Consider the following 2,290-nt stretch of genomic DNA (forward strand, 5'->3'; position numbering starts at 1 on the left):
TTAGAGACCAGGTAGAAATCAATTAAGCCGACAAGTTCGTGTCCCTAATCCCGTGACTTGCGTTAACCGTAGCCGTTATATGCAAGTGCTCCGAAACGATTTTAGCTACTAAAAACCTAAAAAAAGCTAAGCTGACAACTTCAAATTTTAAAGTCTTCTATTGATAATTTTCAACTAAGAACTTTTAGTAAATCGATAATTGATAAAATCCAGGTTCGCTTCAAAATTTAAGAAAAATCGTCTAGAAGAAATTAAATAACTAAAGAACAAAAAAGTCCTATTGAAAGTTTACGCTAAAGAAGCTTTTGGTAGGTGCTCAAAATCAAATTAGCTACTAAGAACTAAAAAGATCAAAAAAAGCTTAGAATTAAGAAACGGACTTACTCGGGCGCAATAATTGTAATAAATGAGATATCTCTTATTTTAAAAGAATGTGTATTCCCGACCTCGGCATATCTGAGGTTCTCACTCAGAAGTGTCGCACCAGCATATAACAACGGTTCATCGCAAATAACGGGTAGTTAGCTGAAAATTGCTATTTTAGAGACCAATTATACAAATAACTAATCCGACAAAGTCGCGTTCCTATTCCCGCAACTTGCGATAACCGGAGCCGTTGTAGCGCATTTTTTCAAAGAAAAATTCATTTTCGTAATTGATTATAGAAAAAAATAATTCAATACATTAAATTCAAATAATACTTATTAAAAACACTTTTCGAAATGAATATTTCTGATTTAAATAAAAAACTAAAAAAGAGTGGAATTGATGAAAATGAGTATTATTTAAACGGACTTTTTGGCTCAAAAAACAATAATGACAAAATAGCTTTAAGTATAAAAAAAGGGAAATTTGGAATTGAATATGAAACTTATTTTATCGAAAAAGGTGAAAAACATTCTGTAATCAAATTTGACCAGGAAAAAGAAGCCTGTGATTATGTTTATCGCAAACTAATTCAAAAAAAGATAGAATCATTAATTCAAAATCAATCAGACTTCTTAGGAACAACGGTTAATGAAAGATTGTATTTATCAGGTTTAATGAATGAATTTGAAATCGCTAAAAAACAGAATAAAAAATTAGCCAAAGATATTTTGAGATGGTTAAAAGTAGATAAACTTTCTATAGAAAAAATTATCGATTAAAGTTTATAGAATCAAAAACGCGCAACAACAACGGCTCATCGCAAATAACGGGTATTGCCGAAAAAGTGTAATTTTAGAAACCAGGAAAGAAAACAATTAAGCCGACAACTCCGCGTCCCTACTCCCGCAACTTGCGATAGCCGAGACCGTTGTGCATAATGCTACTAAAATACAATTATGAAAGAAGAAAGTTTTAAAAATTGGTTAATCCAAAATGGACAAGATACCAGAACGATTCAAAGTCGAATTTCGAATTGTAAAACAGTTGAAAGATACGAAGGAAATTTAGATGACCATTTTATAAAAGATAATGGATTATCACTATTAAAAAAACTTTCTTACTCTACTGAAGACGAAAGAAGAAACATATCTGCAAAACATAAAATTCCAATAAATGGTAATATCCGAAATGGTTCTGCAACTTTAAAGCAAGCGACAAAACTTTATATGACTTTTCGAAATGATTATAAATCTGATCCTATAGATAAACAGACAATTCAGAACGAAGATCAGGATGACTTAGATTTAGAATATAGTGTTGAAAATAATAATTTTAGCTACGAAAGAGATTTAAAGAACTCTATGGTTCTTCAGATTCACGAACTTTTTCCGGATTATAAAATATATGGAGAAAACAACGAAGGAATTGAATATCTTATTGAAGGAAAAAGAATTGATATTTTATTAGAAAATAATCAAGGAGGATTATTAGTAATTGAATTGAAATCAGGAGTTGCGAATTATAAAGTTTTCGGACAAATTTCTATGTATTTGGGATTATTAATGGAACAATTTCCTGATAGAGATATTAAAGGTTGTATTGTAGCAGGAGAAATAGATAGCACTTTACAAAATGCTTCTAAAATGACTGATAGAATTAGTTTGAAAACATACATAATGAAGTTAGAATTAAAAGACAACTAACGCACTATGCACAACATCGGTTCATCGCAAATAACGGGTATCGTAGAAAATGTGTAATTTTAGAAACCAAGAAAGAAAATGGTTAAGCCGACAAGTCCGCATCCCTAATCCCGCAACTTGCGATAACCGTAACCGTTGGCAGCAATTCCCCATATGAAGAAACTCCATTAATTTCTTCGGCTAACGTAGGCAAAATATCACCTTCCTGTATTAATTTA

2 protein-coding genes are annotated in these 2,290 nt (G+C 31.1%); both read left to right on the forward strand.

The window, feature by feature from the left end; all coding sequences use genetic code 11:
- Positions 1–722: 722 nt before the first annotated feature.
- On the forward strand, positions 723–1,148 hold the full coding sequence (locus AB8M93_RS18670; RefSeq protein ID WP_373060492.1) for a hypothetical protein: 426 nt from the start codon (positions 723–725) through the stop codon (positions 1,146–1,148).
- A 177-nt stretch (positions 1,149–1,325) separates the two neighbouring features.
- Positions 1,326–2,072 (forward strand): endonuclease NucS domain-containing protein, encoded by a 747-nt coding sequence (locus AB8M93_RS18675; protein ID WP_373060494.1) that lies wholly within the window; start codon positions 1,326–1,328, stop codon positions 2,070–2,072.
- Positions 2,073–2,290: the final 218 nt, after the last annotated feature.

Source organism: Autumnicola aciditolerans (genome assembly GCF_041679265.1).
Taxonomy (GTDB): Bacteria; Bacteroidota; Bacteroidia; order Flavobacteriales; family Flavobacteriaceae; genus Autumnicola.